This is a genomic window from Paenibacillus sp. NPDC055715, from assembly GCF_053617595.1.
The window spans coordinates 66,794-91,646 of the sequence record NZ_JBSHGA010000008.1 but is presented as its reverse complement, the minus strand read 5'-3'; the positions used below and the strand labels follow the sequence as shown (position 1 = coordinate 91,646).

The window sequence follows — 24,853 nt, the reverse complement described above, 5'->3', positions numbered from 1 at the left end:
GAATAAAATGATCTTTTCCAGTATCCTGTCGGGCGAGTAATGCACATCCTGGGTAGAATCTTTCAAACAAAGGCAACCCGCAGTTGTAGGCATGTCGCTAGTTAAGGCCTTAGAAGCAACCACGACTCTATATATTTAATGTTATGCAATTTGACATCATTTCTACACCATCTGAATCATGCTGGCCAGAGTATAATGAGCGCAGCTTGGATGAAATACAGTATTATATATTTAAACAATAATTCCAATTGTTTTTAAAAACACTCTGCAGAAGGCTATATAAAAGTAAGTTTGAAAGGAAGCGATCAAATGCACAGTTTCACCACTTTCCCAGATAAAAATATGGAGAGCGCTTTGCTTGGCGCAGAGCTATTAACGATGCCGCTGCTGAACAAGGGGACAGCATTCACACAGGAAGAAAGAGGTACACTTGGGCTAAAGGGGCTGCTGCCGTCGGCGATGCTGACTTTGGAGGAACAGGTCTGACTTTCGTACGAGCAATACCATTTACAGCCCGACGACCTAAGCAAACGTGTTTATTTGACGGCTCTGGCCGACCGCAATGAGGTACTATTTTATCGGCTGCTTACCGATCATTTGCATGAGATGCTGCCCATTGTCTATACGCCGACCGTGGGTCAAGTGATTCAACGTTATAGCCATGTGTTTAGACGCCCTCGCGGGATTTACCTGTCGATCGACGACCCCGATGGTATTGAGGAGGCGTTCTCCAACTGGGCGCAAATGTAGAAAGAAAATAAAGTATTAGACTAACGATGCATCATTAACCGAGGGACGGGCAGATTTGTTTAAAACCAGCGAGACTGAGCAATTTCCAGAGATCGCTCTTTTGGCGAACCGAAGAGTGTGGCTGATCAGGAAACTATCTGCGCTTGGAAAGTAATGTTAGCTGTTGAGTAAAGTGAAATTCCGCAAAAAATATCAAAACAGAGCGTTCCATCTGTCGTAAAGTGAGTATATCGATATGGAGGCATTAAAGTGAATTATAAGGATTTGGTAATCAAGGCCATTACCTATATTGAGGATCATCTGACCGATGAGAGATTAAGCACCAAGGTTATGGAGGCTGCGGGCTATTCGCCGTACCATTTTCACCGGATCTTCCTATCGGTTACGAGAAACTCCGTCTCGGAGTACATACGCAAGCGGAGATTGACACAAGCAGCATACGATTTATTTTATACCAACCAAAGGATCATAGATATTGCCATCCTGTACCGGTTCGAGTCTCAGGAATCCTTCGCCCGAGCCTTTGGGAAAATGTTCTCCATCTCGCCTGGACAATTTCGAAAGCAAAGGGACATGAAGGACACGCTGTTCCGGGCAATGGAGAAGCTTCCTTTGGATGAAGTGGGGCTACAGCATTTGAATAAGAGCGTCTCCCTCGTGCCAGCTATTGTCTGCCTGAATAAGCTGCATCTGGTCGGCATGTCGATACCGGGTGTCAATTCGGACGAAGTCGGAAAGCTATGGCGGAGCTTTAGGCAGCGTTTGTTTGAAATTGAGCGAAAGCCGGATACGGAAGACATATTTTATGCGGTCATTGAACTTACAGGTAGGCAATGGGAAGTCACGTATATCGCTTGTGTCGAGGTGGCTAGCGAGGAGAGTGTAGTTCCATTGGGAATGGTCGCTAAGCTGCTCCCAGCTGTAACTTATGCGGTTTTTACTCATAAGGGGGCATTATCGAGACTCAACGATACGTTGCAGTACATTTATGAAACCTGGTTACCCCAGTCAGGCAGCGTTCGTACGAATTACCCGGAGTTTGTGCGTTACGACCATCGATATCTAGGACCGATGAACGAGGATTCGGTATTAGACATATATATTCCCGTTGGCTCGCCATAATAGGAGCATGTAGCTCAAGGAGAGGAAGAAATCAAGATGAACAAAATAGAAGACATTGTTGAAGGATATGCAGGTTGCTGTGAGGTACAAATTACCGACAACGCATTGAAGGTGACCGTTCCCATGATCGTGATGTATCCGACAGATGCACCGGAACAGACTGATAGGTTAGGGCCGTACTCGTTGGAGGTGGCCAGAGACGCAGCGCCGCTGGAGGGAAAATTTAGACTAGTCCTCATTTCACACGGTACAGGCGGTTCACCGCTTGTGTACCGGTCGCTCGCTCGGCATTTGGCGCGCAGCGGCTTTATCGTTGGCCTTCTCGAACATCCATTTAATAACCGCAATGATAATAGTTTGGAAGGTACTGTCCAAAACCTCACCTATCGCCCCCGGCACCTTCGCATGGCAGCCGACTGGTTTTTTGAAGATGAGAGGTTTAAGGGGCTTCTACAGCCGGGAGGCCATTCGGTCATCGGGCATTCCATGGGGGGCTACACCGCGCTTGCAGCAGCTGGTGGTATCCCGACCTCCTTCCCTACTGAGAGCCCGGATGGGAAGCCGCAGCAGATCGATGTCCCTCATGATTCACGCATCCGGTCCCTGATTTTGCTAGCCCCGGCGTCCGTTTGGTTCCGTAATGAGGGAGCATTAAACAACGTTCGGCTCCCCATTCTCATGTTGGATGCCGAGCGAGACCCTTACGCACTTCCTTTTCACGCGCAGATCATCATGAATAGTGTTGCTGAACCGCAAATGATTCGCTATCGGACGGTGGAGAATGCCGGACATTATTCCTTCCTGACTCCTTTCCCAGCTGAGATGATTTCACCAGACTTTCCCCCCTCGCAAGACCCGCCCGGCTTTGATCGCGTGCAATTTCACGAAACGCTGAAGGCTGAAGTAGTAGAGTTTCTGTTGACTTAACATTAGGAACAATCACTTTCCGTCGAAATCAAATGTTAACTGAGTGTTCGATTAACTAATCGTTACGCTAACTGGGGAATGTTAGTTCAATATCAGGCTGCAACAGCAGCGGCAGTCTAAGACTTTATTTTCACGTCTTAGTCCGCCGCTGCTTACTTTATTGGAACAGTCTAAAACTTATTTTGCGAAGGCTGCCAAATTAATAATTGAAAAACCACATTAGATCAACAACTCCAGTCTAGAACTTTATTTTCAACGAACAGCAAATCCAAATGATATCTATCTGATCGTGGCTACCGACGCCGAGAGGATTCTTGGCAAACATCTGCACATTCAATGATGACATACAGGGTACAGGAGCGATCTCACTTGCAGTCATGTTATCCGCCGTGCATGTCTCCAAAACTCCCTTACGCAATCACCGTATTGTAGCGTTCGGCGCGGGTTGCGACGAATCCATCAATAGCCGCGGCAAAGATGAAATTACCAAATCCCGAGTACTTTCCACCAAGCGAAGCCAAGCCCGAGCCAAATGATAAGATGCGCGAACGAAATCAGAAGTCCGAGCGACCACCAACGATTCTGCGTAATATAACCTGCGCCGAAAAAGACCGGAGCCGCTCCAGCCCCATAGTGGGTCGTGGAACCAAACAAGTTACTGATGAAGGCAAGCAGCAGAACAGCCATCATCGGAGGCGCTCCAGCAGCCAACATAACTGCGAGGAAGGCAGAATACATAGCACTAATATGTGCGGTACTGCTTGCAAAGAAATAGTGGCTGTAGTAGTACACCAAAGCAAGCAAGAGTACGGCCCACATCCATGGCATGCCGCTCACCACATTTTTCATGGTGCCGCTGAACCAGCCCACCAGACCCAGCTTATTCAGAAAGCTCGCCAACATGACCAGAGCCGCGAACCAAGTCAGAGTATCCCAGGCTCCCTGCTCCTTCTTAATATCATCCCAGCTCAAAACCTGCGTCAGCAGCAGTACGGAGAGCCCGATCAACGCTGTCGTCGTGGCATCGATTTTCCAGGTCTCGCCGAAAATCCAAAGGATCAGGACAAGGAAAAAAACAACGATCATATACCGTTCCGACTTTTTAATCGGCCCCATTTCCTTGAGCTTCTCCCTTGCAATGACAGCGGCATTCGGCGTCTCTTTAACTTCCGGAGGATATAACTTGTAGATCATGTAGGGAATGATAATCAGGCTTGCAATTCCCGGAACGAGAGCAGCTAACACCCAACTGGTCCATGTCACGTTCACATGTGCCACATCCCTTGCGAACGTCGCAATCAGAGGGTTCGCCGCCATGGCCGTCATGAACATCGCCGAGGTGATCAAATTGCCTTGAAAGCCGACTTTGAGCAAAAAAGCGCCAATTTTGCGCTCGGTTCCGTCCTCGGGCCGGGAATCGAACGTCTCGGACAACGACCGAATAATCGGATAGATAACCCCGCCAGCACGGGCCGTGTTGCTCGGAATGGCCGGAGCAAGCAGCAGGTCGCTAAAGAGCAGGGAATATGAAAGACTCAATGTTTTTTTCCCGAAACGTTGTACAAAAATATACGAAATGCGAGCTCCCAATCCGGTCTTAATAAAACCGCGAGAAATGAAGAAGGCAATGACGATCAACCAGATCGTTGTATTGCCGAAACCACTAAGCGTCTCTTTGATCGTCAGCGTGCCGGTTAAAGCTGTTGTAGCCAGTGCCAATATAGCTACGCCCCCCATCGGCAGTGGCTTCATGATAAATCCAATAATCGTCGCTACAAATATGGCGAACAAATGCCATACCTGAACCTGAACACCTGATGGCGGAGAAATAAACCAAATCCCCGTACCAATAGCTATTGTGAGCAAAAGCGGCAGGAGCTTTAAGCCTCCTTCCGTTTTCATGGCCTTCTTCGATTGTCCTGTAGTTGATGATGCAGACATAATACCCCTCCATACTTGAGACGTCTCGTTGATAAGAAAAACTTAAGCCAAGACTAGCATTTCCAAATTATTATTTTCACATATCTCAGTCATAAAATCAACGACCAATTGAAAAAAAATCTATAGAAAGAATATTATCCCATATATAACCCGTATCCTCCATTGATTTTTTAATCTTTTAGCTCAGTATTATCACCTATATCAACATCACGCACCAAACATATATCGTCAAATTTATCTGCCGTGAAAAATCGGCTCAAAATAATATCATCTATATGGATGCCCGAGAAGTTCATCTGGAGGCATCGCCAGTAATCTACAAACAACCTTGCCCTATCTACCATTCCGAACAAGATGTGAAGCGTGACGGCCGCAACAAACCGTGCAAGATTCGGCATCTGAGCATCTTTGGCAAAAGAAGCTATGTCTTGCCTTTAACTCTCCTCCCCTTGTATCGTTCGATTTTCATCAAGCCGCATTTTATAAGACTCCCCCCATGCTTTCATAGAGATAATGACCGGTTCCAAAGTCCTTCCGAAATCAGTAAGGGAGTATTCCACTTTTGGCGGAATCTCTTTATATACTTCTCGGTGAATGATGCCATCCCGTTCAAGCTCTCTTAACTGTAATGTGAGCATAAACTGCGTAATTCCCGGATTGAGGCGCCTAAATTCATTGAATCTTTTTGTTCCGTCCAGGAGCTGATAGAGAATGATTCCCTTCCACTTTCCACCAATAACATCCAGCGTTGTTTCAACCGGACATGCTTGCATATCCGGACTCGCTCCATATTTGTTTCTTCGGTCTCCCATCAGCTTATCTCCCTAAAGGTTTGATTTTTAATACTATATCATAAAAATATGCGTACTTACTTAAAGTAATCGAATTGATTTACAATGCAACTGTACAACATTTCCTGTTTGAGAGGATGGATACCCATGAATACCAACCAAAAGATGAAAGCAGTCGGTGCTTACCGATATCTCCCAATATCCGATTCGGAAAGCCTTATTGATCTGCATTTGGATAAACCGGAACCTACGGGCCGTGACTTGCTTGTAAATGTAAAGGCAATCTCTGTCAACCCTGCAGACGTAGGCGTTCGCGAAAACCATAACTACGAAGCCGAATCACCAAAAATTCTTGGTTGGGATGCTGCTGGAATCGTAGAACAAGTTGGTCCTGACTGTCAATTGTTTAAACCCGGGGACAAGATCTATTATGCGGGCAGTGTATCTCGACCAGGCAGTAATAGTGAATTTCACTTGGTTGATGAACGAATTGTAGGAAATATGCCGAAAAGTTTGGATTTCGCAGCCGCAGCCGCATTACCGCTTACCTCGATAACTGCATGGGAGGGCCTATTTGATCGTTTAGGAGTTAGCCTAAACGCAAATGAAAACAAAAGTATACTTATTATCGGTGCAGCAGGAGGGGTGGGATCGATTGCTATTCAACTTGCCAAATTAGCAGGTTTGACTGTCATCGGTACTGCTTCGCGTCCAGAGTCCACTCAATGGGTCAAAAGTCTAGGTGCGGATTTTGTAATAAACCACAACAACCCTTTTCAACCTCAGCTCAAGGAAGTTGGTCTAGACACCGTAGATTATATCTTTTGCTTGAATGATACTGTACAACATCTAGCGAATATGGCGGAGGTCATTACCCCTCAAGGTGTAATTTGCTGTATCGTTCCTGCAGATAAGACTACCTGGGCAGGGAGCCTGAAAATGGACTTGCTGTTTTCTAAAAGTGTAACGTTTGTATGGGAGTTCATGTTTACACGGTCCTTGTTTCATACCAAAGACATGATTAAACAACACGAATTGCTGAATGACCTGGCGAACTTAATCGATGATGGAAAATTAAAAACTACGCTAAATGAACGACTAGAACCCATTAATGCAGCAAACCTACGTTTAGCACATGAGAAGTTGGAAACTGGACGGTCTATTGGAAAAATTGTTTTAGAAAACTTCTGATACTACGAAGAAGGCGCGTTTGGTTCCAAAAAGCGGTAATGTGTATAGACAAGACTAAGGCCCCCTATGGGGCCTCTTTGTGTATCAGTCAGTGATTTTCTAGTTATCTATGACAATTTCTCCTTCATCTGTCCGTTGATAACTTTCATCATACTTTTACCAGTGGCTATAATTGCTTCTTCTGCCGGGCGTGGTGCCCATCCCAGTAAACGTTTGGCTTTTTGATTACTCGTTGACATGTCTTGGCCCAAGAGTGTTGCAATCATTCTTAATTTAGGATTGAAAACCGCCGCAACACGAACGATAGGATTTGGAATTTCTTTCATGGGCACGCGCTTCGCATCTTCCCCTAAATTTTTCCTCAGAATATTTGCGATCTCAAGTGTTGAGAGATTTTCTGCACTAGAAGCTATAAACCGCTCTCCACTTGCTTCGGGATGAACCATTGCCAGGATATGCAGTTCTGCAACATCTCGAACATCCACATAATCAGAATAAATTTTGGGGACAGACTTTAGCTTGCCTTCTAACATTTGGCGGACAATATCATTTGAATGCGAATAATCATTGCCTAGAATTGGTCCCATCACACCAACAGGATTTACGGTCGCAAATTCTAAACCCTTCCCTTCTTGTTGAATAAATTCCCAGGCATCTTTTTCAGCAAGTGTCTTGGATTTTTGATATGGATGAATTTTTGCGTCTGTATTGGACCAATCATCCTCGGTATATGGCCCTATGTGATGCTTATGTCCCACACCAATGGCTCCAAAAGCAGAAGTTAAAACAACACGCTTGACCCCTGCATCACGTGCTGCCCTCAACACTCGTAAAACACCTTCACGTGCCGGCCCAATCATTTCATTCTCATCTTTATAAATTCTATTGGGGGTTGGAGAAGCCACATGGATGACATAATCCGCTCCTTTAACCGCATTATTCCAGTTTTTATCAGAAGTCAAATCCGTTTGAACAAATGACAAATCTTCCATATTTGTCACTCCACCTGACATAATCATAGCTTTCACTTCATCTTGTCTGCTCATTGTACGCAGGGTTGCCCGCACACGATACTTCTTCTCCAGTAATTTCACAATGATATGAACTGCGATAAATCCTGAACCTCCGGTCACCAGCACTACAGGTTTGCTAGAGTCTGCCATCTTAAATACTCCCTTCAAGTGGTGTTACACTTGTAACGATTTTTACACTATAATAGGACTAGGCATTATCAATAGCAAGCAAGAAACAAGCATGTGTGACAGAATGGAGGAAGTGTAATGGCAGCAACGGATCACGCACAAATTATTAAAAAAGACACCAAAGAATGGATTACTATTGCATTGCTGGAGCTATTGCGAACGAAAAGAATATCAGAGCTGACGATTTCAGAACTCGTTAGAAAAGCCGGCGTCAGCCGAATGGCCTTCTATAGAAATTATGAAAGCCTTGAACAGGTATTAGTGGAGTACTACGAGCCTAAATTTGCAGATATTTTCAATAAAATTGCGAACAAAAAGAATCACGAGCAAAAAATAACAGATTTGACCAACTTTTTTCTAACATTCTCTGATGATTTTCGATTGGCCATTGAGAGTGATTACACAGGGCTACTTTATCAAATCTTCAAAAATCATATTACCCAATTTTATGATGAGCTTATTCCCTTTCCAGACTGGACAGGTGCGAAACGAAATTATTGGATTCATTTTATGAGTGCCGGTGTTTTTGAAATTTGGGTGATGTGGATAAAGAATGGTCAACAAGAAACCATAGAAGAAATATCCGCACTCATCCGACTTTTTCATAAATAAAAATACAGGGAAATACGATGAGTGTCCAAAACAGGACATAGCAAACTGGCTTTTCGCCATCTCCGAGGAAGATTTGCTAGAGGTTCATTTGCTTAAGGAACGAGTAGGTGAACTGGCTGAGCAGGAAACGGCAATGTTGAGGCAAAAAGCGGATATTGAAGACATGCGTAGTAATGAGAGTAACAACCCGGTGAGTTTGGCCCATGTTCAGGGTATGCTCGGGGAATTCACACGGCTGTTTGATCAGATGAGCAATGAGCGAAAAAAGCAGGTTGGTACATGCATTAATTAAAGAAATCTCTATTACTAAAGAAAGAACATTCGAATCATATCTGTAAAAATCAAAAAAAGGCTGTAGTACCGTATATAAATGTTTTAACTTTCTGTCCAAAATGCTGCGTTGCCGTTACTTGTGATACGGTTCACCGCGATTGCTTAGTTAGTAAAACGGATTATTAGTTGGTAGAATCCAAAGTTAGTAACCTAATTTATAGGGACGGGGCTCCCCAAAAAGTAATAGGAATCAGTTTCGAAGCATTACTTTTTTTGGAGGTTCAAGAACGATGACAACCCGATTAGAAACGTTTGGCAACTTCTATAGCATGAGCAATTGTTTTTTGCTTTATAGCTGGAGCTTTCTCCAATGATGCCGTTCCTTCAGCAAAGGTTGCTTCAATAGATTGAATCCTCGTCATTACCAATCGACATCTATATCCTTAATATCTTGAACACTTAAATTGCAAAGCTCCATACGGGCAGTCGTAACATTCCCTCGGCGTTCCTTACTATTTGGGTCTCCTCCAATAACTTTTACTAGGATCATTCCTCCACCATGTTTTTTCAAAGCTTCAGTCCCCCATGCCTCATACCAATCTGAGAAGGTTTCGGCAGTGGAAGGACTTTGATATAACACAAAGATAGACTCGTTCGATCATATCATGGAAGTAGCATTCACGAAAATTATAGCGTTGTTCCTATCCTACCTATTGTATGATGTGCCCATATCTGACCATGATGGAGTTTATCGAACTTTCGTTTTTATGTTGCAAGATTGTAACTTCCTCCATCACTCCTACAGGTCTCTATATCCTTTTTGATATTCCAGTTTTTCGCCCTACTTGTGGTATGGTTCTGCGTCCACAACTTGCTGGTACACTCCTCCGCCGTTGTCACGTAGAAACCTTACTCCTTGACATTTTATGGGTAATACTGTATATATTCAAAGCCAATACGAAAGACAGGAAGGAGGATCTGCATGCACAGAGTGATCAAAATCAAATTTACACTCTTTTACGGTGAAGCGCCTGAAGCAAATTGTTACGGGTACTTGGAGTTGAATCAGGATGGCAATATGATCGCGCTCTACAATAGGTACGGTGAGGAAATAGACATGTATGGCGGACATGAATTTGTTAGGGTAAGGACACTTGGCAAATTTGATGACCAAGACCGTGATAATTTTTATTCTTTGTTAGAAAGTGATGGTGTAGGATAATCTGCACGATAGGCTGACGATTCCGGTGCCAAGGCACTACGAAAAGTCAGCCTTTTTAATTTTATTTGCCTTATAGAGTTGACCGGCACGTTATCATAATCCCCTAACCTCATCTTGTCAAGAAATAATGCGCGAATGAGCGACACCGTGGGGGGCCCCCCTTTTGCTTTCGAAATATGAATGAATTTCCGAGTATGATGAGCAATTTCGCTTTTTCCAATTCATCCCACTTCACGTAGAATGATCTTCAGGCGTTGCGGGATAAGCGATATACAAACAATGGACGGAACGTCATGAACAATCGGGAGGTAGAAGATGGACAATCAGGCTCAAGATGCAAGAGGAATGAAGAGAGGGGCAATATTAACCACTCTACTCATCGGTACATTTGTCGCGTTTCTTAACGAAAATTTACTTACCAATGCGTTTCCTGCATTGATGAGAGAATTTAACGTTGCTGCTTCGACCATACAATGGTTATCGACGGGTTATATGCTCGTGATCGGCGTACTGGTGCCGGTGACCGCATTACTACAGCAATGGTTCACGACTCGCCAGATGTTTATGTCTGCGATGGCGTTATTTTTGGCCGGTACCTGCTTGTGTGCAGTATCCCCGGGATTCGGAATCTTGCTGGTGGGCAGGGTTGTTCAGGCTTGCGGGACAGGATTATTGATTCCGTTGATGATGAATACGATTCTCGCCCTCTATCCTCCAGAACGCCGGGGTGCCGCCATGGGTCTCATGGGGCTGGTCATCATGGTCGCCCCTGTCATCGGGCCGCCTTTGTCTGGCTTGATTATCGATACCTTTCAATGGCGATGGCTGTTCTACATGGTGATTCCTGTCGCACTGTTTTCGATGATTTATGCATTCGTGTACTTAAAGAATGTGACAGAACTGACCAAGCCAAGGGTCGATCTTGTATCCATTGTGATGTCAACCATCGGTTTTGGCTGCGTCACCTATGGCTTCAGCCAAACAAGTGTCTCTCTTGAGCCTGAAGGTTACGGATCGATTGCAATAGGCAGCCTTTTCTTGCTCTTGCTTGTATGGCGCCAGCTTAAGATCAAAGAGCCGTTGATCGATCTTTCCGTATTCCGTCATTCCACTTTTTCTCTGGTTGCGGTATTGATTGTAATTCTGATGATGGTTCTATTCGCCTCAACAACATTGCTGCCGTTCTATATGCAGGATGTGATGAAGTTGACAGCATTTGCGACAGGCTTACTTCTAATGCCAGGTAGCATTTTGAACGGGATGCTGATGCCGGTATCGGGGAAATTACTCGATAAATTCGGGCCGAGACCCGTCATTGTGCCCGGACTGTTCCTGATCGTCATATCGTTGTGGCTGTTTACCGGCATCGACAGTGATACAACACAAGGTTCCGTTCTGTTCAATCATATCCTCTTATTCTTAGGCATGTCGTTCGTCGTCATGCCGGCTCAGACGACAGGATTGAATCAACTTCCACGTCACCTGGTTCCTCATGGCACAGCCATATACAATACGCTCCAACAGATTACAGGGGGAATTGGCATCGCATTGTTCGTCGGCATCATGTCGTCTGGAGCCAATCGTTATCTTCATCATTCGCTCAATCCCACTGCAATGCATGAGAAGACACAAAGCGTGGTTTCCGGTCTACAAACAGTTTTTTGGATTGAATTTATTCTTGCAATACTTATTATAGTGCTGGGTTGGTTTATAAAAAAACCACCTGAACATAATTAATTCATTACTAAGCACAGATTAAATCATAAGTTTAAAACCGTGCAAGAAGCATGGGGCTGTCTCCTAAGGGGCGGCCTTTTATTTCGTTGTACCTTAGAACTCCGACTATAAGGAGATCTGATTTCTGCCTAAAAGTTTATTTTTGAGAATCAAGAATAAACATAGATGCATCATGTCCCATGAATATTTTACTTCCGTTAAAAAAAGTTTTGGACTGAATATCTCTGTATCCTATTTTAGTCATAATGTCCGTCAGCTCTTCTTGACTAAATCCGTTATGAACTATATCTGAAACTACTTTTTCATTTTTATTAAAATCTACGATTAATAAATGTCCTCCTTCATTTAGAACATCAAATAATCTTGATAAAACGAATTCAACATCATGAATATGGAGTAGAACCTGAGCCATAAAAATATAGTCAGCATGCAAATCCGATAGACCTTCCTTTTCAAAATCAAAGCATAATGTATCTGCATTCTGAATATTAAAATCGAAAACTTTTTGCTTTATTTGATTAATCATGTTTTGTGAAGCATCCAGAAAAAGCATAGAATTAAAATCATTTAACAAGTTCATTCCGACAAGACCCGTTCCGCACCCGAAATCAACAGCATTCTTACTATCAGCGTCAACTACATATTCACGAATGGCATCAGATGATGCCTTTGCAATTTGAATTCTTTCAGAAGTGTCATATATATTAGCTATCATTTCAAACTTATCCGTATTTCCCATGATTACCTCTCCAATCTGTATTAATAAAATCCTGAATACAACAATATAGAATGATATGGTGATTCAGGTACACCTTCCTCACGATTCGTTTTTGTCGAAATAATCAACTGGCAAATGCAATTCTCGCAAACAGCCGATAAACTTTTCTCTGAATTTCAGATCGCTTTGATATTCCGGCCATACCGCCTTATAGTAAGGCAGCAACTTCTCATGTGGAATAATGCCCCAGTATAAAATCGAGTTGTTCAGAACCTGCGGGCCGCCCCCCCATCAACATCTGTTCAATGATCTGCCAGCTTCCCAGCTTGTTTTCGCAACTGCGCGCGGCATAGATGGCAGTGGTTTGCATACTCGGGTCGGCGTGACACAAGAAAGGCGCAAAGTTCTAGAGAGTAATCGCACCGTAATCTTCCAAGATATACCCTGCATAACGCAACGTTTCTGGATCGTGAATCCTGTCAAGCCTTTGCAAGATCGCTGGAATAAATTCCGTTAAATTCACAGTTTTACTGGAAGCATGAAGAATATGTAAACCTTGCAGAAAACCCTCATGCCCATCCGATTGCAACAGCTCCAGAAGATATTTTCTACCCATGTCAAAAGAAGTTTTGCAGATTAGCCAAATGGCTGTGGTCCGATTTTTTGGGCTTTGCTCCGCAATATTTTCCAAAAAACCAAGGGTTGGCTGAGAGACTTTCTTAAACTTGAACATTCCATCAAGCGCTTTTGCTTGGATTTCTTCGTTTGGAGCGCTCTGATAAATCTGGATCAGCGCATTCTCATCACCCGGCATTCGACTGCCAAACCATACGATATCATAATCCAGAATAATTTCATCCAGCCAGCGCTCGTACCAGTCCAGAAAGCTGTCTTCATAGACAAAGAAAAAAGGATGATCGGGATGAAAATCGGAGGTGTACACAATTCTCCCCCTGTATTTCCCTTCAAGTACGAGATACATGTCGTATTCGCAGCCTTGGGTGCCTATGTACAACATACCGCCCAGCACCTTATTACAGACGTCGTCGTATTCCTCATCGGGGATGTCCCCATCCTTGGTCAGGGGCTCAATCAGATGGTTCCATTCCTCTTTGGTCATCCCGGGATGCAGAACAGATTTTGCAAGGAGTGCCTGGCGCTCGGTATAGGAAGCTGCCTTTTCAATCGGATAAATTCCATAATAGGGTCCGGCGCCTCCGTTGCCGACTTTCGTTAAAAACTGCGCGAAAGGCTCAGGAAGAGTGACCTGATTGTGGGCTTGCCAGTCCGCCAACTCTTTTGCAGTAAGCTTCTCATTAACCTTGTATTGATGTGAGGATGCTCCAAACACCGAGAAAGCCGTGTCTTTGCGCATGGCTTGATTCAGTTTGTTTTTTATTCGATCCAGTTGCGTTTCTTTCTTCCCAAACCACATATTGAACCCTCCTGTTGACCATAGCCAGGTTTCCTTTGCTTGCTCATCCAGCAATTTCGACATTTTTTCTATGGATCTTACCTCTTTACAATGATATGTATTTCAACGACATAATTATTTAACTAAACTCATCAAACGCAGATCATTTTTAACCAACATATAGTGAGGGGGAGAATAATGAAAAGCCAATTAAGAAATATTACGGTCGACGGTTATGCATTCGTTTATGACATTCCAGCACAAAATAATGATCTGGAAACTATCATCCATCTGGGTAAACCCAAGCATATCGCTGAAATCATCTCTTACTTGATGGCAACACGACAAGAGCTTTGGATCCAGGGGAAGCCTCAAGTTCTGGATAATGCCTGGGATTTACTAAAAGAAATGGGCTATTCCGAGTTAAATCCGATTTGGATTAGACAGTGGTAGTCGTAATGGTTTGTGGGCTAGCCCCCTTTGACCACTCAAAGGGAGCTTAACGTCAGCAGGTATACGATTATTCGTTATCCGGCGTGGCCGGACTGGCCGGGGGCATCAAGCCTTTAACGGCGCCGAGAAACGGGCGAATGGACTTGATCATGCCGTAGCCCATCTTCACGACCGGGACAAATTTCTGGATCATGCCGAACAGCCGCAAACCGCCGCCGAGCATACCGCCAAGCCCGCCCAGGCCGCCTAACAGCGAGCCCATCATCGGCAGGAATGCCGACACCTTGGCGTCCGGCTTGCGGGAGCGCGAACGACCAGACTGCTTACGCTCGCCGCTTTTCCGGTTGCCGAGACGGACGCCCGGGGCATGCGCACCAGCTCTGCGTTTGAGAGATCGGGAGTCTTGCTTCCCGGAAGAAGCGCGTGAGGGGACTCCAGCGCTGGCAAGTACCAACCCGCCGTGATTAACGTCTGTGATGTAGCCGACGTAGGTCTCTCCGCTGTGCAGGGTGACGTAGACCGGACGGCCCTGAAACTTCTTAGCCCGTGCACGCATCTCTTTCGATTGTGCCATGGAAGTTCACCTCGCTCACTGATTATAACTCAGTTTACGCCAGGGGCGAGCTGCTTGCTTGTGCGAATGGGGCATGCGCACGCCAAAAATCGCTTGATGATATCGCCGCCGTTCAATTCCTCCCAAGAATAACACTGCTAGCCACAACCACACTATTGGGGTCTCTGAGCCGAAAACATCTCACTAAAAAAGGGGCCCCTACGCTAAATTAAGAGAATTGCCAAAAACCTGGGATGCTCAATCACCTTGATCGAGCAATTAGGATAAATGTTATTTTCCAAATACTCCTCATAGTCTTCAGGGACGAAGATCGAAATCATGATCTCCGGTTTAAAGGGATGGACGAGGCTCAAGTAAAAAACATATTTTTGGTTACCTTCGTGAATGAGGTCTGATTGATCGTCAAAAAATTCGAGTGCATTCCCGCCGATCCAGCCTGCACCCTGTTCGTTCGATAGGCCAGATTCGGCATAATAAAGAATACAAGTTAAAATTTCTTAAATGCGAATGCCCTTACTCCGCCGCTTCCGCCAGCCATGCTTGCATAGCCGGAGACTCCGCCCGATTCAAACGCAGGGCGATTTCGGTATTGATCTCATCCGGCGGCATGACCTCGACATTAACATCATCGAAGCTCCATCGCCCCTTAGCCCTATAAAATATATATCTTATTTCCACTATAAAGATTATTTGTCCTAAATCTACCTACTTTTTACCTGGACCCTTGTATAGGAGATGGAAATGAAGTCCAATCTAAAACTATCTGTTATGCAAGGAGTTCAGCACATGACATATGGAGAAATTCTATTTCGTACGGCAACGTCCTTCGTTGCTCTACTCGTTTTGACGCGTCTGCTCGGTAAAAAACAAGTCGGACATCTAACGTTTTTCAATTATGTAACTGGGATCACCTTCGGCTCCACCACTGCCGAGATTATCGTCAACAGACAAATCACGCTGCTGCAAGGAATATCTAGCTTGGTCTTATGGTCGCTCTTGGCGTTCATCGTCGCATTGATCGGATTGTACTCCGTCAAAGCTCGTGAGATTCTCGACGGCCAGCCTACGATTCTCATCAAAAAAGGAGAGATTTTGGAAAAGGCATTGGCTAAACAGCACCTCAACATCGACGATTTAGTCATGTTGCTTCGGAACAAAGATGTCTTCTCACCTAAAGAAGTCGAATTTGCAATTCTGGAACCTGACGGTAAACTCAGTGTGTTGAGAAAAGAAGAACTACTGCCTGCAACAAAAAAAGATATCAAAGCAACCGTTACGCCTATTCTAAAAATCCCGACTGAGCTTATCATTGACGGCAAAATCGTAGAAAAAAATCTTATAAAAATGGATGTCTCCGTTGCCTGGCTCAACCAACAATTAAAGAAAGCCAGCATTCATTCTTTGGATCAAGTATTTTACGCAGAGCTCCAATTGGACGGGGCGCTGTATATCGACAAATACCAGGATTCGATCCCATAAAAAGACCCAGTAGCGACTACTTGAGTTCAACCCAACCTTCAACAACCTTAGAATTGGCCCCATCCAACCAAAAAAAACGGAGGGGCTTTTACTTCTGCAAGCATAAGCCCCTTCTTTAGGTACCTCATCATGCTATCGCACAAAACCTGCAATTATTTATACGGTTCAGCTTAACTCGTTTATCGTCAAGAAAACAACAAGCTATTAATTTATGTTAGTTTTGCCCAATCATTCTCTCTGAATCTCACATAAATTGGAGCATCACATAAGAGGAGTTGATATTGTGGTACGTATCCTTGATAAAGCGGCCGTACAGTCGCTTAGTCGCTTTAACCCGGCCAAATCGTTTACTATTCGACGTTCCCCACAAAAATCTGGCATAGCAACGATCGCAATACGGATTCCAGTGAATTCTCAACCGAACCGGGTAGAATTGATAGCATCCGTTGGTGTCAGAGGTGTCAAAGGCATTGGGCAAGTTCGCTTTAGAGTCTTCCGCGGTAATACAGAAATTTTCAACACACAGCAGGGTATCGAATCTACGGGTTCAGAGCAAAATTATATAGTTACCTTCCAAGCTGAAGATAGAAATGTAAAAGCAGGTACTCATTCTTACACAGTCACAGCAGAAAACCGTACTGCAAATACAAGAGTAGATGTTGTAGGACCAATATCATTTAGTGGGTTAGCTGTTAAAACCAGAAACTAACATCGCCTCTTATCATCGATGTCACGCACAAATAGGCAGTTCACGTCCAAAACAACTAATCACTGCTGCTAAAACCAGAGCACCTCAATTAGGAGGTGCTCTGGTTTCCTAAAAGGAATACGATTCTAAATGTACCATCTTCATAACCGTTAACTAGCCCATATTCAGTTTTTCCACATGGGGGAAACATTGCCGCATGAAACCCCCATTAAATTTTTACAAATAAAGTGAGATAGTGGTAGATTCTATTTATACTAATTCTTTAATTTGGGTGGGTCTATCCAGCGCCTTATATCGTTCTTCTGGTGAAGATGCGATGAAAGCAGCAAAATCCTCCTGCACCTCACTAAAATTTTGTCCAATCATGCGACGAGTCATGGATTCCAACTGGGTATACTTAGCATACATATCTTGTTCCATCTGAAGCTCACCAACAACCATGACAGAATCCTCAACACAAGCAAAGGTATAGTCCGAGGCTTTATTAGCCTTATGATGATTAAATAAAGCGATTGCTTGCTCCTCTGTATAGAAATTGGATGTGACCTCTCTTCCACCCTCATCGATCGAATATTGCCTCACACAACCCTTTAAAACAAAATAACATTTCGTAGGGACATCCCCTTGCCGAAAAAGCACACTCCCCTTTTTAAACTCTTCTATGCAAATTTCCTTCATAATCGCCTGCTGCTCTGCTTCATTAAGAGAAGTGAACCTGCTCATGTAGCTAAATAGTATATTGTTTAGTTCCAAGTGACTGTGCCTCCGTTTCAAATATGGAATTCTAATACTTCCTTCTCCTTTAAAACACACAGACATCTTTGTTGATCAGGTTATTATTGATATAATCTGCTTGTTAGTATAATAAATCCATTTCTTGCCCTGCAAACGTTCAAAACCATAAATTTCGCCCTACTTATGATACGGTTCAGCTTAACGTCGCTATCAGCGAAATTGCTAAAGGAGCTGCCGCCGTCAGCTCCTTGTTTTAATTCGATCTGGTGTGCGTATTATCATTTTTTGACCTGTTTATCCACTGGAATACTCTGAGCAAAACGAAACACATTATGAGGATCGTACTTTCGTTTCACCTGCTTCAATCTGCCAAAGTTCACGCCATAATACGCCTTGGGCCAATTCTTAATCTGCAGATCGGGAAAATTCACATAATCCCCTTTAACAAAGGGACGCAACGCTCTACGGAACCTTTCCACCCACTTAATATTCCGCTCTTGCTCCCTGTTGTTTCTCCAGCGGGCTGACAGTTCGTAGATTGTCTCAGCCTTCCGATGAGGATGGGCCGTTGCAGTAGGCGATACTCGACTCACCGCGCTTCCTGCACCACCTAAGCTTTGACTCCACACGCTAGAATGCCTGTTGGGTGCTTTGGATAAAAAGTCACGTATAATTCGTACTCCTCCAGGCGGCAAAGCTTGGAACCCGTAGGCCCCGGTTATTTTAAACTTCGGTTCCAAATTCAGGTCCGATTCGGCAAAAAATTTGGTTGCTTCAATAAAAGGTACTGTCTTCACCATCACCTTCACCGGAGTCCCTGCTCGCAAGAGCGGTCTAATCAATCGACGCAGCTCCTCTGCACCGCCAAGCAATTGCCCGGTAGATACAATGGTTCCCACCTGCTTGGCAGCCACCTCAATTGTTGAGGTTAAGCGGTTCGTGACAGACGGGGCCCAGCGCTGCCAAGCCGGGAACACCTTCTCAAGATCACTCCATTTCCACGTAATACTATATATAGAAACCGATGAAATCGGTCTAACCCGAAATGTATATTCTGTAGCAACACCAAAGTTCCCTCCCCCTCCGCCTCGTGATGCCCACAACAGATCGGAATGTTTCTTCCTGTTTGCCACAATCGTCTTTGCCCCATACCGTCCCGAAGCTACGACCATCTTCACTTGTTTCAAGTTATCGCACGTAAGTCCATATTTGCGGGAAAGAAGTCCAATGCCTCCTCCCAGGGTAAGCCCAGCTACGCCTACGTCGGGCGCAGTCCCCGCCGGAATGGCCACACGCTTATCCCACAGCTTTTTGTACACACGGGCAAGTGGATTTCCCGTTTGTACAATAGCCACTCTATTTTTTCGATCAACCTTAACCTTATTCATCTCGCTCACATCGATAATAATACCGCCATTTACAGCCGAGAAGCCTTCATAGCTATGCCGCCCGCTGCGCACTCGCAGACGTATGCCCCGCTCACGAGCCCATTTGACTGCGTTGATCACATCCTGAGTTCGTTGGCAAAAAACAATGACCCTTGGAAATTTGGAAAAGCGCCTATTGAACTCCATTCTGGCCGTATTGTATGACGGATTGCCCGGAATTACGATCCTTCCGGTTAATCGTGTACTTTTCTTTTGCAACTTTTGTGCCATCTACTTTACACCATCCCTGCTTATGACATAAGCCTTTCTCATCAACCTATTTCTATGTAGGGACACCTGTCCTAGTAACGGCAAACGCCCAGTTTATATCGTAAAAGTAGAACAAAGACGTGGTAGGTGTATAAGTTCTTCATTTATCAGGTAGCCCACCTTTTGCTCAATCAATCCTGTAATAAACCTCCTTTAAGTAAAACCATTTAAGAGCTGCACATCTTACAGAGAATCTAAATGTAGTATACTGTAGTAGTCTTTACTAATTTCCTAGATTCTACAGGTGGCTAACATGACTAATAAACTTATTTTTAAAAAAATAGGCTTTTCTTCACATGACGCGCAACAAATAGAGGAAGATTTGATAACCAACCATCCCATTGTCTACATTCTTTATAATCAGCACTCGCTCCAGGCTTATGTTGGCGAAACGGTTCAATTTAAACGGCGCTTAAAAGAGCATTTGGGTAATCGCCAGCGCAAGGGCCTTAAGCAAACCATACTTATTGGACATAAGCGATTCCACCAGTCTGCGACCTATAATATTGAGACTAATTTAATTAACTATTTGATCGCAGAAAATCGATACAGGCTTCAGAATGTCAGCCAGACGGTAAAAAGTGAGGTACACAATTACTATCGAAAGCATTACTACAATGAAGGTGTTTTTACAGAAATATGGGGAAAACTCAGAGACGAAGAAATTGTAAAAGAACCTCTTGAAAAATTAAAGAATAGGGATACCTATAAGATATCGCCCTTTAAAGAATTATCCGATCAGCAGTTTGAGATTAAGAATCAAATCCTTAATTTCTGCAAGGAAAATATTCAAAAAACGGAATCGCAAGTATTAATTATTGAAGGTGAAGCAGGAACCGGAAAAAGTGTGCTAATAAGTTCTCTGTTCAATACTATTCAGGACTATGCCAATGACAGTGACTCTGTTCTCTATGGTACAAATAATTACTTATTAGTGAACCATAGCGAGATGCTAAAGACTTATCATAGTCTGGCTAAAAGCCTTCCTAATATTAAAAAGAACAAAGTTATGAAGCCCACAACATTCATTAATGATCAAAAAATAACGTCAGCTAATATTGTCTTAGTAGACGAAGCCCATTTGCTTTTAACTAAGGAAGATCGATATAACAACTTCAAAGGGAATAATCATCTCGAGGAAATTATTAAGAAAAGCAAAGTAACGATCGTCATTTTTGACCCGAATCAGGTTCTAAGAATTAAAAGCTACTGGAACAGCAAAATGTTAGAAGAAATTACTGAAAAGTATCATCCTAAAACCTTTCGTTTAAAAGATCAGTTCCGAATGTCTGCCGATCCTAAGTTTGTTGATTGGATTAACAAATTTGTATCGAAGGAGCTGATTAGCGTGCCACACGTAAGTCAAAATACATATGACTTACAGATTTTCAGCAATGCTCTTGAAATGAAGAAAGCGATTGAGGATAAAAACAAAAAGTTTGGCTTGTCCCGACTAGTTGCGACCTTTGATTATGAACACAAAAAGGACGGGCAGATATACTACGTTGAGACAGACGGATTGAAAATGCCTTGGAATATTCCAGTTAGCGGCACGACCTGGGCGGAGAAAGAGGATACGATTCATGAAGTAGGTTCTATCTATACCATCCAAGGCTTTGATTTAAATTATGTAGGTGTTATACTAGGTCCTTCAGTCGGGTATGATGAACATACGGACCAAATCCTTATTGATACAACTAAATATAAGGATGTCGGCGCCTTTAACTCACGAAGTGATCTCTCTGCGCAGGAAATACAACAAGCTAAACAAGATATCATTTTAAATTCAATTAATGTGTTGATGAAGCGCGGTATCCATGGACTCTATATTTATGCTACAGACCCTAAACTAAGAAAGAAGCTATTGTCTTTGGTTAAAAGGTAAGGAGCCGATGCACCAAGCATAAGCGGTGGTCTCATAAAAGGCCGTCGCTTATGCTATTGCCTTGCAGCTTGCTTAGTTCCTTTATCTCTTCTGCTTGCCCTACGGGTAATTCAAGTTGTGGGTAATATTGAAGACTTCGAGCCTCAGGAAAGTTATTGAATAACTTTTCGGATCCTATCTGAACTCACTCACTGAGTTAAGGGAGGGTGGCAATACTTCGGCACAAACTATTCAATGTGTTTTGGCTGCTATGATCCTTTACTTCTCCTGTAAATAGCCAGGTTTACAAGCTCACATAACCTGCAAACCTTTATAAGGCTGATTATTCCAAATATATTTAAACACTTCATCTGCCAGATTAAATTTCGCCTACTTATGGTACGGTTCACCGTAACTTATTAAGTAGTAGGCCGAATATATCTCCATTTAGAAACTAAAAGACCTTTCCGTATACTCGGAATAGGTCTCTATTCAATCATCATTTTCTGCTTGTAGTGTTCCATACCTCATGGTAATTCTTTCTCTTAACTGGTGCTCTTCGCTATCCCCAATTAATTCAAACTTTTTGAAATGCCCTACTATCTCAAAAAGCCTAATTGGTAATTCACGGTGATCATGATTGGGGAAATCAGGTGTCTCGTCGTCTGCCTCATCATACAACCTGTGCACCTTCTCTTTAATCATTGTATAGAAATTTCCCTCACTGCTTAAACTCTCTAATTCATCTACTTTGAAAGAAATTAAAGGTATTCCATATCTTAATAATATTTTTTTCCGTTTACCCTCTCCGAATCGCCATCCATAGCCACTTATCCCATTCAAAGATATGAAAACGCCGAATTTTGATCCTCTGTAACCTAATAACTCATATAGTTTTGCAACCATTCCTACATCGATGGGTGCAGACTTTTTATTTTTGCACTCACAGATAACCTTCGGAGCCATATAATCACTCATAAAAGTTGGCCTTTCCTTTTCACTAAGCACTGTTTCTACATCCATTTCATTGTCAGCAGGTCGCCTGTTTTTAGTAACTTTACTATCTATAAAGCGCTCAAAAAGAAATACTGCAAAATCTTCTAGTACTTTCCCTTTTTCATAATTTCTACTTCTGTCCCAGCCCTTTGACTCTTCAATTGTCTTGATATGTGTATCAAACTTTTTAATGGCCTCTGAGTCTTCCCAAATCGGTTTCCAGAAATAGTTGTCACTAAACATATTAATCACTTTTGAAAGATCTGAAAAATTTTTAATTTCCACTTACAATCTGCCCCCCTTTTCTAAAACCTACTTTAGCTTCTTTAAATTTTATTTTCTCTCCACATTCAGAACAGTTATTACGTGTATCATACTGATAATACTCTGTAAGTGAAAAAAGTACTACTTGATGGGGAGACTCCTCGTTTGAACATTCTAAAACAATCACCACATCAAGAATTCCTTCATTAACTAAACTCATCAAGATCTTCTCTGCTAATTCTATATCCATAACAGATTTACGTGCCAGTGTATGCTTAGTTAAAATATCACTGGGACGAAGCGATTGGATCACCTGTGAAATTTTCTTTGTTATTAAAGAGGGCAGATTGTATTTCATCGCGATATTCGTTAAGTTTTCTGATGACAATGTTTACAACCTCCTCTTCAATAAAAGTGTTTTTTCCTCGTACTGAGTATGCATGTAATTCACATTCAACTAGAAATTTGTACATACTGTCTTCGGTCTTCAGTATTATGCCCAACAAGTCTATATCATTATCTGTTCTTGAACGTCGAGCTGCTTCTGCTGCTAAACCTTGACGGAGTCCAAATGTTGATTCGACATTAATTAAGTGAGTAACTCCGTCTGATCGTTGTCTAAAAGCACTAAAGGAGTTTTCAGCATCTATAACCCCATACTTTTCCACTAATTGGGCTTCGAAAGACTGCTGAATATCTTGTGTGAGTTTAATGTGAAGAGCTGTATTTGTTTCCACTTCAATATCGGCACCTTCAAGGAGTTTTTTTGCAAACTTCGAAACCATTTTTTCCACATTAAAAGAGTGTGTTGCAATGACAGGATTATTATGATTGGTTGCTTCTTCCGCCAACTTGTGTAAACCCTGCGGAATCCAATTCGGAGACTTTATAGTTTGTTTCCCAATCAATTTCTGCAACTTACTAAAAAACAAATCGGCTATAGGCGACCAATCAGTTCTATTTTCTTTCTCAACTCCGTTCACATTAAGCAAATTTGTGGTTGGGTTGAAAACTATCTTACAATAGTGGCTTTCTTCAAATAGTACACAATGAGCAAAAAATATTTTTTTGTATAAACGTACTAGACCATCCTTGTCTTTCCCGGTCACCACGCATGGTGCAATAAAAGAGAAGATATACTTTTTCAGTTTGTCATCATGATGAATACCTATAAGGTTAGTATCTGTCAAATTCGGCATAACATCATCAATATTTTCTGATTCATTGTTGGGATCAATATCCCATAGATTTATTTTTACTAGCTCGCTTTGCTTAAATTGCAGATTTGCAAGTAGTTCGATTCTTGGCTTTTTTTCAAGATAGTAAACGTAGCTGTAATTATTCCCATCTATTTGATGATAGGATAACCATTCCTTGAAAGTTTCTTCAGAAATAACTGGCTCTAGAAAACCAGCGTTTGTCACTTGCTCTTTTAATGAAGCAAACATCTCTTTTCCAGATATCTTCTTTGGAAGCTTGTACTTGTCAAAGAGGATCTGATAGTGCTTAAATTGAGTATACATTCCCAAGATCTTTTCGATGTTGTCCCAATTCACCTCATGTACCCCCGATTACCCTATTTATAGTATAAGTATACGTATTTATATGGAAAAAAGCACCTGTTTTTATTGTATAATCCCTCTTATCTAACAATACGTTTAATGAATTTATTTATTCTAAACCCAAACCGTAAGGTCTATATACCCACAAAATCTAGTATCTCACTCTTATTTTCCTATGTTTACCTAGTGAAAAGCATATCAGAAATAGGATGAATTTACTAGTATTTAAATGAGTGGGTTCATTCTAAACACAGAAGGAGTTCTTACGATACTTCGGGTATTCAAAGAGATAATAATGGCAATTTATTCCTCAGATACTGGAAAGCTGATTCCCGTTTACCTACTGTTGCATAGGTTAAACGTGGAAAAAGCAAAACCCCTCTACGGCTCATCTGGATATACACATACGCTATCCATGAAAGCTCGTGAGGGGTCTTTATATCTAATCTTATTTTAAATCTTACCCGCTACGCGGGAGAGGGCTACGCCCTCCTTAAAACCGAGGGAACTATATATATTCCTTAATTAGAATAAAGTGGTGAGTAAACCAAGAAATACAAATTATTCGTATTTCATATAAGGTATTATGATATCCACATTTCAAAAATATAACTTACATG

At 42.7% G+C, this 24,853-nt stretch carries 22 protein-coding genes and 5 pseudogenes; 13 read left to right on the top strand and 14 right to left on the bottom strand.

What is annotated here, in order from left to right; genetic code table 11:
* Nucleotides 1–309: 309 nt before the first annotated feature.
* From ACWGOO_RS15035 to ACWGOO_RS15020, 4 genes and pseudogenes are all read left to right on the top strand, one after another.
* Nucleotides 310–735, top strand: a pseudogene (locus ACWGOO_RS15035) (NAD-dependent malic enzyme); the annotation flags it as partial.
* A gap of 264 nt (nt 736–999) precedes the next feature.
* Nucleotides 1,000–1,872, top strand: a complete 873-nt coding sequence (locus ACWGOO_RS15030; RefSeq protein WP_452484658.1) for an AraC family transcriptional regulator — start codon at nt 1,000–1,002, stop codon at nt 1,870–1,872.
* A gap of 36 nt (nt 1,873–1,908) precedes the next feature.
* On the top strand, nt 1,909–2,799 hold the full coding sequence (locus ACWGOO_RS15025) for an alpha/beta hydrolase family protein (RefSeq protein WP_377880627.1): 891 nt from the start codon (nt 1,909–1,911) through the stop codon (nt 2,797–2,799).
* Between the two features lie 323 nt (nt 2,800–3,122).
* Nucleotides 3,123–3,245: pseudogene (locus ACWGOO_RS15020) on the top strand (malic enzyme-like NAD(P)-binding protein); the annotation flags it as partial.
* A gap of 37 nt (nt 3,246–3,282) precedes the next feature.
* Here ACWGOO_RS15020 and ACWGOO_RS15015 read toward each other — a convergent pair.
* Together ACWGOO_RS15015 and ACWGOO_RS15010 are read right to left on the bottom strand one after the other, a co-directional pair.
* Nucleotides 3,283–4,701, bottom strand: coding sequence for an anion permease (locus ACWGOO_RS15015; RefSeq protein ID WP_452484913.1), 1,419 nt, complete (start codon nt 4,699–4,701; stop codon nt 3,283–3,285).
* A 473-nt stretch (nt 4,702–5,174) separates the two neighbouring features.
* Complete coding sequence (locus ACWGOO_RS15010) at nt 5,175–5,552, bottom strand: winged helix-turn-helix transcriptional regulator (RefSeq protein ID WP_452484656.1); 378 nt, start codon at nt 5,550–5,552, stop codon at nt 5,175–5,177.
* A gap of 126 nt (nt 5,553–5,678) precedes the next feature.
* Between ACWGOO_RS15010 and ACWGOO_RS15005 the strand changes: the two genes are divergently transcribed.
* On the top strand, nt 5,679–6,722 hold the full coding sequence (locus ACWGOO_RS15005; protein ID WP_452484654.1) for a zinc-binding alcohol dehydrogenase family protein: 1,044 nt from the start codon (nt 5,679–5,681) through the stop codon (nt 6,720–6,722).
* 107 nt (nt 6,723–6,829) lie between these two features.
* Here ACWGOO_RS15005 and ACWGOO_RS15000 read toward each other — a convergent pair whose 3' ends face one another.
* Nucleotides 6,830–7,885, bottom strand: a complete 1,056-nt coding sequence (locus ACWGOO_RS15000; protein ID WP_452484652.1) for an SDR family oxidoreductase — start codon at nt 7,883–7,885, stop codon at nt 6,830–6,832.
* Nucleotides 7,886–8,002: 117 nt separating this feature from the next.
* Between ACWGOO_RS15000 and ACWGOO_RS14995 the strand changes: the two genes are divergently transcribed.
* Nucleotides 8,003–8,536, top strand: coding sequence for a TetR/AcrR family transcriptional regulator (locus tag ACWGOO_RS14995; RefSeq protein ID WP_025716458.1), 534 nt, complete (start codon nt 8,003–8,005; stop codon nt 8,534–8,536).
* Nucleotides 8,537–8,609: 73 nt separating this feature from the next.
* Nucleotides 8,610–8,828, top strand: coding sequence for a hypothetical protein (locus ACWGOO_RS14990; protein WP_452484649.1), 219 nt, complete (start codon nt 8,610–8,612; stop codon nt 8,826–8,828).
* A 402-nt stretch (nt 8,829–9,230) separates the two neighbouring features.
* Here ACWGOO_RS14990 and ACWGOO_RS14985 read toward each other — a convergent pair whose 3' ends face one another.
* Complete coding sequence (locus tag ACWGOO_RS14985) at nt 9,231–9,380, bottom strand: hypothetical protein (RefSeq protein WP_452484648.1); 150 nt, start codon at nt 9,378–9,380, stop codon at nt 9,231–9,233.
* A 411-nt stretch (nt 9,381–9,791) separates the two neighbouring features.
* Between ACWGOO_RS14985 and ACWGOO_RS14980 the strand changes: the two genes are divergently transcribed.
* Together ACWGOO_RS14980 and ACWGOO_RS14975 are read left to right on the top strand one after the other, a co-directional pair.
* Nucleotides 9,792–10,031, top strand: coding sequence for a hypothetical protein (locus tag ACWGOO_RS14980; RefSeq protein ID WP_452484646.1), 240 nt, complete (start codon nt 9,792–9,794; stop codon nt 10,029–10,031).
* 315 nt (nt 10,032–10,346) lie between these two features.
* Complete coding sequence (locus tag ACWGOO_RS14975; RefSeq protein WP_452484644.1) at nt 10,347–11,768, top strand: MDR family MFS transporter; 1,422 nt, start codon at nt 10,347–10,349, stop codon at nt 11,766–11,768.
* Nucleotides 11,769–11,904: 136 nt separating this feature from the next.
* Here the strand turns inward: ACWGOO_RS14975 and ACWGOO_RS14970 are convergent, their stop codons facing one another.
* A complete protein-coding gene (locus ACWGOO_RS14970) occupies nt 11,905–12,507 on the bottom strand; it encodes a class I SAM-dependent methyltransferase (RefSeq protein ID WP_452484642.1) in 603 nt (200 codons plus the stop codon).
* Nucleotides 12,508–12,585: 78 nt separating this feature from the next.
* Nucleotides 12,586–13,921, bottom strand: a pseudogene (locus ACWGOO_RS14965) (SMI1/KNR4 family protein).
* Between the two features lie 177 nt (nt 13,922–14,098).
* Between ACWGOO_RS14965 and ACWGOO_RS14960 the strand changes: the two are divergent.
* Nucleotides 14,099–14,353, top strand: a complete 255-nt coding sequence (locus ACWGOO_RS14960; protein ID WP_452484641.1) for a hypothetical protein — start codon at nt 14,099–14,101, stop codon at nt 14,351–14,353.
* A gap of 67 nt (nt 14,354–14,420) precedes the next feature.
* Here ACWGOO_RS14960 and ACWGOO_RS14955 read toward each other — a convergent pair whose 3' ends face one another.
* From ACWGOO_RS14955 to ACWGOO_RS14945, 3 genes and pseudogenes are all read right to left on the bottom strand, one after another.
* Nucleotides 14,421–14,927: a hypothetical protein gene (locus ACWGOO_RS14955; protein ID WP_452484639.1), complete on the bottom strand. Its 507-nt coding sequence runs from the start codon at nt 14,925–14,927 to the stop codon at nt 14,421–14,423.
* A gap of 230 nt (nt 14,928–15,157) precedes the next feature.
* Nucleotides 15,158–15,421, bottom strand: a pseudogene (locus ACWGOO_RS14950) (hypothetical protein); the annotation flags it as partial.
* 19 nt (nt 15,422–15,440) lie between these two features.
* Entirely contained in the window at nt 15,441–15,605 is a 165-nt protein-coding gene (locus ACWGOO_RS14945) for a hypothetical protein (RefSeq protein WP_452484637.1), read from the bottom strand.
* Nucleotides 15,606–15,713: 108 nt separating this feature from the next.
* Here ACWGOO_RS14945 and ACWGOO_RS14940 point away from each other — a divergent pair, with 108 nt between their 5' ends.
* Nucleotides 15,714–16,406 carry a YetF domain-containing protein gene (locus tag ACWGOO_RS14940; protein WP_452484635.1) on the top strand — a complete coding sequence of 231 codons (693 nt, stop codon included), beginning with the start codon at nt 15,714–15,716 and terminating at the stop codon, nt 16,404–16,406.
* Between the two features lie 283 nt (nt 16,407–16,689).
* Nucleotides 16,690–17,115 carry an exosporium protein C gene (locus tag ACWGOO_RS14935; protein ID WP_452484633.1) on the top strand — a complete coding sequence of 142 codons (426 nt, stop codon included), beginning with the start codon at nt 16,690–16,692 and terminating at the stop codon, nt 17,113–17,115.
* A gap of 282 nt (nt 17,116–17,397) precedes the next feature.
* On the opposite strand, the pseudogene ACWGOO_RS14930 reads toward ACWGOO_RS14935, so the two are convergent.
* Nucleotides 17,398–17,838 (bottom strand): annotated as a pseudogene (locus tag ACWGOO_RS14930) (Crp/Fnr family transcriptional regulator); the annotation flags it as partial.
* Nucleotides 17,839–18,128: 290 nt separating this feature from the next.
* Nucleotides 18,129–19,508, bottom strand: a complete 1,380-nt coding sequence (locus ACWGOO_RS14925) for an FAD-binding oxidoreductase (RefSeq protein ID WP_452484631.1) — start codon at nt 19,506–19,508, stop codon at nt 18,129–18,131.
* Between the two features lie 292 nt (nt 19,509–19,800).
* Here ACWGOO_RS14925 and ACWGOO_RS14920 point away from each other — a divergent pair, with 292 nt between their 5' ends.
* Nucleotides 19,801–21,432 carry a DUF2075 domain-containing protein gene (locus ACWGOO_RS14920; protein WP_452484629.1) on the top strand — a complete coding sequence of 544 codons (1,632 nt, stop codon included), beginning with the start codon at nt 19,801–19,803 and terminating at the stop codon, nt 21,430–21,432.
* Nucleotides 21,433–21,903: 471 nt separating this feature from the next.
* On the opposite strand, the gene ACWGOO_RS14915 is transcribed toward ACWGOO_RS14920, so the two are convergent.
* From ACWGOO_RS14915 to ACWGOO_RS14905, 3 genes are read right to left on the bottom strand one after another with little or no spacing between them, the layout of a single operon-like run.
* Nucleotides 21,904–22,692, bottom strand: coding sequence for a hypothetical protein (locus tag ACWGOO_RS14915; protein ID WP_452484627.1), 789 nt, complete (start codon nt 22,690–22,692; stop codon nt 21,904–21,906).
* Nucleotides 22,682–22,921 (bottom strand): hypothetical protein, encoded by a 240-nt coding sequence (locus tag ACWGOO_RS14910; RefSeq protein ID WP_452484625.1) that lies wholly within the window; start codon nt 22,919–22,921, stop codon nt 22,682–22,684. Before ACWGOO_RS14910 ends, ACWGOO_RS14915 begins: the two co-directional genes overlap by 11 nt.
* A gap of 37 nt (nt 22,922–22,958) precedes the next feature.
* Nucleotides 22,959–24,227: a hypothetical protein gene (locus ACWGOO_RS14905; protein WP_452484623.1), complete on the bottom strand. Its 1,269-nt coding sequence runs from the start codon at nt 24,225–24,227 to the stop codon at nt 22,959–22,961.
* Nucleotides 24,228–24,853: the final 626 nt, after the last annotated feature.